Origin of the sequence: Streptomyces sp. UNOB3_S3 (assembly GCF_020740895.1) — a bacterium.
Taxonomy (GTDB): domain Bacteria; phylum Actinomycetota; class Actinomycetes; order Streptomycetales; family Streptomycetaceae; genus Streptomyces.
Map to the genome: position 1 here is coordinate 1 of NZ_JAILXP010000299.1, position 9,003 is coordinate 9,003.

At 72.4% G+C, this 9,003-nt stretch carries 6 protein-coding genes; 1 reads left to right on the forward strand and 5 read right to left on the reverse strand.

What is annotated here, in order from left to right; genetic code table 11:
• The 3 genes from K6I33_RS26395 to K6I33_RS26405 form a co-directional block, all read right to left on the reverse strand.
• The coding region (locus K6I33_RS26395; protein ID WP_229357033.1) for an FAD-dependent monooxygenase at positions 1 to 1,275 on the reverse strand (1,275 nt) is incomplete at its 3' end.
• A 71-nt stretch (positions 1,276 to 1,346) separates the two neighbouring features.
• Entirely contained in the window at positions 1,347 to 2,384 is a 1,038-nt protein-coding gene (locus K6I33_RS26400) for a ketoacyl-ACP synthase III family protein (protein ID WP_229357034.1), read from the reverse strand.
• Positions 2,381 to 3,427: an AfsA-related hotdog domain-containing protein gene (locus K6I33_RS26405; protein WP_229357035.1), complete on the reverse strand. Its 1,047-nt coding sequence runs from the start codon at positions 3,425 to 3,427 to the stop codon at positions 2,381 to 2,383. The genes K6I33_RS26400 and K6I33_RS26405 overlap by 4 nt, the downstream gene beginning before the upstream one ends.
• A 355-nt stretch (positions 3,428 to 3,782) precedes the next feature.
• Here K6I33_RS26405 and K6I33_RS26410 point away from each other — a divergent pair, with 355 nt between their 5' ends.
• On the forward strand, positions 3,783 to 4,751 hold the full coding sequence (locus K6I33_RS26410; RefSeq protein ID WP_229357036.1) for an ACP S-malonyltransferase: 969 nt from the start codon (positions 3,783 to 3,785) through the stop codon (positions 4,749 to 4,751).
• 84 nt (positions 4,752 to 4,835) lie between these two features.
• On the opposite strand, the gene K6I33_RS26415 is transcribed toward K6I33_RS26410, so the two are convergent.
• Together K6I33_RS26415 and K6I33_RS36095 are read right to left on the reverse strand one after the other, a co-directional pair.
• Positions 4,836 to 5,276, reverse strand: coding sequence for a hypothetical protein (locus K6I33_RS26415; protein WP_229357037.1), 441 nt, complete (start codon positions 5,274 to 5,276; stop codon positions 4,836 to 4,838).
• A 45-nt stretch (positions 5,277 to 5,321) separates the two neighbouring features.
• Positions 5,322 to 9,003: polymorphic toxin-type HINT domain-containing protein (locus K6I33_RS36095; RefSeq protein WP_275126773.1), on the reverse strand; the 3,682-nt coding region annotated here is incomplete at its 5' end.

Genomic DNA, 9,003 nt, shown 5'->3' on the forward strand with positions numbered 1-9,003 from the left:
GTCCCGGCTGAAGACCGGCAGCCGGTCGCCCGCCCGCACGGCGCGGGTGAGCCCCGGCAGCGTCTGCCACAGCGACTCGGCGGGCCGGTAGGTGACGTCGTGCTGCGCCATCAGCGGCGCGCCGAACCGCTGCAGGACGCCCGTGCGCTGCGCCGCCCGCACCAGGGTGTCCCGGACGGCGACCTCCCTGCGGCCCCGGAACAGCCCCCAGCTGGTCTGCTTGGCGGTGGTCAGGACCACCCGCTCGGCGGCCAGCCGGCGCTCGGAGTCATAGGTGTCGAGGATCCCGGGCTCCAGGGTGCCGCGGATGACGCCCGCCAGCTTCCAGCCCAGGTTCACCGCGTCCTGGATGCCGGTGTTCATGCCCTGGGCGCCCGCCGCGCTGAAGATGTGGCCCGCGTCGCCGGCGAGGAAGACCCGGCCGTCGCGCAGGGTCTCGGCGACCCGGCGCCGCGCACGGAAGATCGTCGTCCAGTCCAGTGGCCCGATCAGGCCGGGGCGCGGCGCCCGCTCGTCCATCACCCGCTGGAACAGCTCGCGCGGCGGCGCGTGGTCCTCGGTCCAGCCCGGCACGCTCACCGCCAGCCGGAACCGGCCGTCGCCGAACGGGGCGAAACCGAGCGCCCCGCCCCGTGTGTAGCAGTAGAGCAGCTCGTTGTCGTGGAGATCGCCGTCGATCGGCCCGTCGCCGATGGCGAACAGCACGTCCTCGCCGCTGCCGAGGAACTCGATGCCGGCGAAGCGGCGCACCGCGCTGTGCGCGCCGTCCGCGCCGATGACCCAGTCGGCCTCGATCCGCTCGGTGCGGCCGTCCGCCCACGCCACGTCGACGACGGGCCGCCGGCCGGAGTTGTCGAGCCCGGTCACCGTGCCCTGTTCGACCTTCCCGCCGAGCTCGACCAGCCGGTCGCGGACCACGTCCTCCGTGCGGTGCTGGGGGATGACCAGCCCGAAGGGGTAGGGGGTGTCCTTGAGCCGGCTCATCTCGATCGAGCCGAGCGGCCGCTTCTGCGAGAAGTAGGACACCGCGTCGAGCCGGTTGCCCGCCTCGGCCAGCGGGTCCGCCGCCCCGACGCGGGCGAGCAGCTCCAGGCTGCGCGGCCACACCACGATGGCGCGGGAGTGCAGCGAGGAGCCCGGCGGGGTGCCGTCGACGACCCGCACCGGCACACCCTGGCCGAGGAGTTCGCACGCGAGGACCAGACCCACCGGCCCGCCGCCCACGATCAGCACCGGCCGTTCCCCACCGGAGCGCTCACGCAGGGGAATCGTCATCATCACGCCTTTCCGTTCGAGTACCGGATCGCCGAATGGACCCGGGACCAAGCTGAGGAGGGGGCTGGGGCTCAGGGGCGGTGCACCACGACGCCGCTCCAGGTGAATCCGGCACCGGCGCTGAGCACGACGGCGTGCTCGCCGGACCGCAGCCCCCACGGGCCGTCGCCGGCCAGCGCCGTGAGGTTCGAGAAGACGTCACCCGCGCCCAGATGACCGGTGCCCGCGCCGAGGTCGACGACCGGGGCGGGGGTGACCGCCGCCACCGCGGGCCCGTAGATGTCGCGCGCCGTCGCCCGCCCGAGGCGCGGCAGGAGCACCGCGCGCAGCGCGGGCCCGCCCGGCTCCAGGCCCGCCTCGGCCAGCGCGGACGCGACCACGCGGGTGGTCGTCTCCCGCAGCCGTCCGACGAACGGTTCCCGTCCCGTGCCCGTCAGGAACGCCTTCTTGGTGCGCCGCACGTCCACGGTGGGACCGGCCGACAGGGGCGCCTCCTGGAACCGGGAGGCGTCGCGGTGGACGATCTCCAGATCCGGCGCGGCCTCGGTGACCAGGGCGTCCAGGACGAGCGCGGCGCCCGCCGGCCCCTCGCGGCGCTCCAGCACCGCGGCCGTCCCGCCGTCCCCGTACCAGACCCCGTAGTCGCCGCGCCAGCGGTCGAAGCCGGGGCGGAGGAACCGGTCGCCCGTCGTCACCAGCACCGGGCCGTGGTCCGGCATCGCCACCAGCCGGGTCAGCGCGGTCTCCAGGGCCGCCGCGCCGCCGTTGCACATCTGCTGGACCCCGATAGGGACCCCGCCGGTCGCGCCGGTCCGGTCGGCCACATAGTGCGCCGGGGACCAGAAGTCGTGCCCTTGGTAGTACGTCCACGCGTGCAGCACCGCCCGCACGGACGCCGGTGCCACGCCGGACCGCTCCAGCGCCGCCCGGCCGGCCAGCACCGCCATCTCGGGGGCCGACTCGCCCCCGGAGACGGGCAGTTGCTCGTAGCCGATCGACTCGGCCTCGTCCTGGGTGACCAGGCCGTCGGCGAGCGCCTCCACCGCCTTGACGGTGGTGTCCGGCAGCCATTCGGCGGGAGTGACGACGATTCCTCCGGGCGCCCTCACGCCGTCACCGCCGGCCCGGCGGCCGCGTACGCGCGGGACGTCGTGGTGTGCATCCGGCCGGTGGCGATGACCGCGCCGGCCTGCTCGAACTCCACGTGGAACGTCCACAGTTCCGGCAGCGCCGCGCCGAGCTCGTCCACGTGGGCGTACGGCTCGGTCCTGCGGACGTGCACGGTCGTGGGGGAGTCCAGCTCCGCGTAGCGCGTGAAGGAGAAGTCGAACCCGGCGACCGTGGTGCGCGGCGTCGAGGCGCCGTGCAGCTCGGAGGCGGTGAACAGGCACAGCTGCCGGGCCGCCTCCATCAGCACCATGCCCGGGACGTGGTCCTGCGCGTGGTCGAACATGCTGCGGTTGTCCACGGGCACGCGGAGCGACGCGAAGGCCCCGTCGGGGCCGGTGCGCACGTCGCCGAGCACCACGTTGGCCGGATCCACGCGGCCCACGAGGGAGGGCGCCAGCCGCGAACCCGTCCGGGGGACCTCCGTGAACGGAGTGAGCGGCCTGCCCCGGCCCCGCTCGCGGACCTCTCCGTACACCTCGCGGGGGATGTACCCGACGTCGATGCGCACCGTGCCGAGGCGGTGCCGGGACAGCTCCATGTCCACCTCGTACGTCAGCCGGCGCACATCACCGGCCGCCCCGCGGCGGTTGCCCGTACGCACCCGCATCGCGAGCTCGCCCGGCCGGTCCGTGACGGGCGCGGTCAGCAGCCCCGGCAGCGACATCGACCACGAACGCAGCAGGAACTTGCTGTCCCGGGGCACGCCGAAGAACGCGTGCCCTCCATAGGTCTCCGCCTGCCGGCAGCACTCCAGCAGGAGCAGCGGATCCGGCACCCCGAGCCGGGAGCACCCCTCCGTGTAATAGGTGTGCGACGGCGGCAGTTGGGCGGCCGCGAGATACGCGGACTCGCTCACCCGGCGGGCGTCCGTCAGGAACACCTCGGACAGGGCCCAGCGGTGCAGCAGGGACCGGTCGACGGTCCGGTTGAATTCGAGGGTTTCCGTTCCGGACAGACCGCTTCGAGGGACCTTGGATTCCATGAACACCTCCAGAACCTCCGCTATCGCGTTTCCCGCGTACAAATCTCTGGTCATCTCTCCGGGCATCTCGGTGGTGGGCTTGATGAGAGTCTCCCGACGTCGGCACACGCCCCGCTCAAGGCGTTCTCATGGGATTCCCATGCGATTCGCACGGACCGTGAGCCCGGTGCGAGATCCAGGACCGAGATCCAGGATTCAGCGCACCGGCCAATATTCAGCTCAAGTCCCGCACCAGTTCCGGCACCAGTGGCCCGGCGATGACCGGCGCTTGTCCTCCGCTTGAGCCGCGAGTACCGACACTCGACCCGGCAGTCGATTCAGCGGAGGCATGGCACCGACCGGAGGAAAAACACCGATGGCCACTACACACGACACCGGGGCGACCCCGTTCGCCGCCCTCTTCCCGGGACAGGGGGTACAACGGCGGGGCATGGGCGCCCGCTGGCGCGGCACGCCGTCGTGGTCCCTGGTCGACACCGTCTCCGAGGCGTCGGGACACGACGTCGCCGAGCTCCTCCTGGATGCCGGCACGGAGACCCTCGCCCGCACCGACCTCGCCCAGATCAGCGTCTTCACCGCGTCGTTGCTGTCCTGGACGGAGTTCCGGGACGCCCACCCGGAGGCCCGCGTCACCGCCTTCGCCGGGCACAGCCTGGGGGAGTACACGGCCCTGGTCGCGGCCGGGGCGCTCACCGCCGCCGACGGCGCCCGGCTGGTCGGGGCGCGCGGCCGCGCGATGGCCGACGCCGCGCGCCACCGGCCCGGAGCCATGGCCGCCGTCATGGGCGCGGACCCCGAGGCCGTCGAGGAACTCACCGCCCGGGTGCGCCGCGACGGCGCGGACCTGGCGGATCCGGCGGATCCGGCGGACCTGTGGGTCGCCAACCTCAACTCCCCCCAGCAGACGGTGGTCGCGGGCTCCCCCGACGCGGTCGAGGCCGCCGGTGCGCTGGCCCTCGCGAACGGCTGGCGCTACAGTGTCCTGCCGGTCTCCGCCGCCTGCCACACCGCCTACATGGCGCCCGCGAGCCGGGCGCTCGCCACGGCGCTGGACGAGGTCACCTTCCGGCCCGCCCACGCGCCCGTGGTCTCCAACGTCGACGCCCGCCCGCACACCGAGGGCCGTGACTGGCCGGCCCTCTGCGCACGCCAGCTGGTCTCCCCGGTGCGCTGGAACGACACGCTCCACACCCTCGTGACCGGCCTGGGCAGCCCCCGGCTCACCGACTTCGGCCCGGGCCGGACCCTGGCGGCCCTGGCCCGCCGCGTCTTCCCGGACGTCCCGGCGGAACCGGTGGCGGGCGCGCGGCCGGTGGCGGTGTGACGACAAAAACACCGATGCCCCGCCGGGCGGGTCCGGCGGGGCATCGGTGTTTGAGTCGGTCGGCCGAGAGGGCCGCTTATCCGGTCACGGTCGGCTCGGAGTGGTCAGGACGGAGAATCCGTCCCACTCGGCGAACTTGTCGAACGAGAACACGGGACCCTCCTCACCCGTGCCGACGGCACAGATGTACGCGGGATGCACTCGGCCCATGGTCAAGTGGTCCAGCTCGAAGAAGGCGTCCCTGCTGCTGCAGAGAATTCCGGGCTCGGAAGCCGAGTACATGATGAAGCACTTCTCGAAATCCATGAACCCGTTCGCGCGGGCCCACTCGACCGCCGCGTCCCCAGACCATCCGGCGTCCGCGTAGCTGAACACGGAGTAGGGGATCGCACGCCAGTCAATGCGCGACGGGATCCACGGAAGCGTGCACAGGTACTCGTCGAACTCCCTGCTCGCCTCGACCGGCAGACGTTCCGCCCGGCCGGAATCAAACCAATCGGTGAAGTGATCGGATTCGATGTACATTCTCGTCCTCCGTATCAGCCGTATGTGACCCGGCTGATCGTCGTGCTAGGTCCAGGGGAAATGCTTGATGATGTCCCGGTAGTCCCCCTCGTCGGCCGGGCCACCGCGTGGCGACGGGATCGTGAAGTATCCCCGTTCGGAGTCCGGCCCCATTTCCGCGCGCTTCTTCGACCTGTCGAAGTTCTTCCAGTAGTTGATATGGAGGGCCTTTTCCGGATTCTTCGGATCGAAGTCGATGCGCCACCCGCTCCTGCCGTCGGGGCTCTGCATCCCCACGTAGAGCTTGTCCTTCATCGGACCGACTTCGCTCTTGAACGGGACCGCGTCGTCTCCCAGGCCCGCCGCTTCCCGGGCCTTGTTCCGGGCCTCGTGGAAGTTGGCTACCTCGCCGCCGTCGATCTCCTCGCACGGGTTCTTGGAGTTGTGGACAAGGACCGGAGCCGACCCCGCCACCACATAGTACGTGTGGAGGTTGTCGACAGTGAGGTTGTACACCGTCCGGGTGCCGGGCGCGGCACGGGTGCCCACGACCTCCTTCAGCTCACCCTGCGGGGTGCGGAGCCGGTCGCCCGCCCGCAGATCCGTGGCATCGGTCCAGCGATGCCGGTTCTCCACCCAGAACGGGTGGTGCGAGGTGGCCTTCAGCGTGCCGACGGCGTTCCCGGAATCGCCGTCCGTGTCGATCGTGACCTCGACGAGGTCGTTCTTGTCGCCGACGATCACGTCCGTGACCGTGCGGGCCCCGGTCGCGCCGGTGGCAGGGTCGGTGGCCAGAACCCACTGCCCGATCCGGATACTCCCGATCGGCTCCCGGGTTCCGTCGGCCATCAGGACGGGTGTGTCCGGGGTGAAGCTGTTCGGCTTCTTCTTCACATTGCAGACGGGGACCTTCTCAAGGGCCTCCTCCGCCTTCTTGACGAACTTCTTCGCCTTGGCCGATTCCTCGAGCAGCTTGTCGATGCCCATGAGGCGCTTGACGAACTTGACGATGTCCGGGAGCTTCTCGGCGACCCTGAGAGCCTTGGTCCAGGGGACGTTATTGATGAGCGCCCAGAAGCACGCCTCGACGTTGCCTTCCTTGTAGCACTTCTGGACGTCCTCCCAGTCGATGAGGCCCTTGATGACATCACCGCCGATCTCCAGCAGGAAGTCCTCGAAGCTCTTGTTCGCGAGCTGCCGGAGCTTCTCGTACTCCTCGGGGTCGAACCCGGCGAGCCGGAGAGCCGCCTTCTCCTCGTCGTTCAGTTCCGGAAGGCTGCCCTTTTCAGTCGCCTCCTTGGCGGCCTCCTCGCGTGCCTTGCGCTCCCGCTCCTCCTGCTCGGCCTGGGCCTTCTTGGCGACCTCGTCCGCTTCCTTGGCGTACTTGAGGGCGTTGTCGGCCGCTTCCTTCGCCGACTTGGCGTGGGCTTCGGCGGATTCGGCGAGCTTGTCGGCGGCGTCGGCGTCCTCCTTGGCCTTGGTGGCCGCGGCCTGGGCGGTGGCGGCCTCCTTCTCGGCGAGGTCGGCGGCACCGGCTGCGGCTGCGGCGTGCTGTTCGGCTGCTGCGGCGGCGCCTCGGGCGCGGGCTGCTTCGGCTTCGGCGTCGTTGGCGGCCTGGCGGGCCGCCGCGGCGTCGGCGTAGGCCTGGTTGGCGGCCTCGCGGGCGGCCTTGGCGTCCGCCTGGGCCTGGGCGTCGGCCTGGTTGGCGCGGGCTGCTGCCGCGCGGGCCTTGGCGCCGTCGGCTGCGGCGTCGGCGGCGGACTTCATGGCGGCGGCCATGGAGCGCGTGGCGTTGGCGGAGGAGCGGGCGGCGTCGGCGGCGGCCTTGAAGGCCGGGGCGACCTGAGCGTTGGCGCGCTTGGCGGCGGCCTCGGCTGCCTCGGCGGCCTTGACCGCTTCGTTGGCCTTGGCCTGGGCGGAGGCGACCTGCTCCTCGCCCAGTTCCTGGGCGGCGGTGGCGACGTCGGTGGCGAAGTCGGCGTCGATGTCCTTGCCGGCGAACGGTGCGGTCAGCTCGATCGCGGTGTTCGCCGGGTCGGCGATACCGGCGGCGCTGGCCTTGGCGGCCGTGGACGCCTGGACGGCGACGCCGGCCTGCAGGCGGGCCATCGCCGCCTCACGGGTGGCGCCTTCGGCCTCGTCCTTGGTGCGGTTCGCGGCCTGGAGGGCGTTCTTCGCCTCGATCGCGGCGAGACCGGCGAGGCGGGAGGCCTCGTGGGCGGCCACACCGGCACGCGCCTCCTGCGCCGTGGCCTCGGCGGCCTTGACGTTGGCACGCGTGGCGGCGGCGTGGGTCGCGGCGGCCTCGGCCTCGGCACGGTTGGCGGCGGCGTTGGCTGCGGCTGCGGCGGCTTCGGCCTTGTTCGCGGCCTCGTTCGCACGCGCGGCGTGCGCGGTCGCCTCAGCGGCGGCGGCACGCGCGCGAGCGGCCGCGCCGGCGGCCTCCGTGGCGGCGGAACGCGCCCGGATGGCGGCACCGCTGGCGGTGTCGGCGGCACCCTGTGCCTGATCGGCGGCGGCACCGGCGGTGTCGGCGTCCATGCGCGCCGCGGCCGCGGCGGTCTGCGCCTGGACCGAGTACGCGGTGCCCTTGGTCGCGGCCGCCATCGACGCGGTCGCCTGGGCCTTGGCCTTCTTGGCGTCGGCGTCCATCCAGGCCGCGCGGGCGTTGTACCAGGCCTCGCGGGCCTTGGTCTCCATCCCGCGGGCGTTGTCGTCCGCCGTGGCGGCGATGCCCTCCTGCTTCTCGGCGTCCGCCCGTGCGCTGGCTGCCGTAGCGGCGGCCGCCTGGGCCTCCGCCCGTGCCGCCGACGCCGTACGGGCCTCGGCCTCCGCACGCGCCCGTGCGGCGGCGGCGATGTCGCGCTCGCGCTCCGCGCGCGCACGCGCGGCGGCGGCCAGATCGCGCTCGCGCTCGGCGATGGCGCGCTGCTCGGCGGCGATCTTCGCCTGGCGCTCGGCCTCCTGACGGGCCTCACGCGTCTTCTTCGCGTGCTCCCAGGCCTCCTTCTCGGCCTGCTCCGCCGCGATCCGCGCCGTGCGCGCACGCGACGCCGCGTCAGCGGCGATCTTGGCCTGCTTGTCGGCGGCCTCGGCGAGCTTCGCGGCGGTCGCGGCGTGCTGCTCGGCGTTGGCGCGCCACTGCTTGGCCTGCCGCTCGTGCAGCTCCGCCTGGTTCTTGGCGTTCAGGCCCTTGGCATCCGCCTCGGTCGCCTCCACCGCGTGCTGCGCGGTCTCACTCGCCTTCACCGCCGCATCAGCAGCCGCAGCGATACCGGAAGCAACCTCCGACCACTGCGTGCCGTACGTCAGACCGGTCTCGACCAGCACATCCGCCTGGACCTTCGCCTGCGCCGCGGCGACCTGCGCCTGCTTGGCGGCGATTCCCGCGAACTCGACCTGGCGGGTCACATCGGCCTTGACGTTCGTGTAGTCGGACAGCGCCTTGCCGGCGCGGTCGGCCGACAGCATCCGGTCCGCCTGCCGCGCCGAACCCGCCGCCAGCGCCATCGCGTTCGACGCGTTCTTCAGCGCCTTCACGGCGTCGCCGTGCGCGGCGATCAGCTTCGTACGCGCCTCGGCCGCGCGCGCCGCCTTCTCGGCCAGCTCACGCAGCTTGCGCGCGGCCTCCTCGGCCTCCTTCTGCGCCTTCTCGATCGCGGCGCGGGCGTCGGCGTCCTTCTGGGCGGCGACGAGGTAGCCCTTTTCCAGGAATTCCGCGATCTTCGCGTCATTCTTGGTGTCCAGG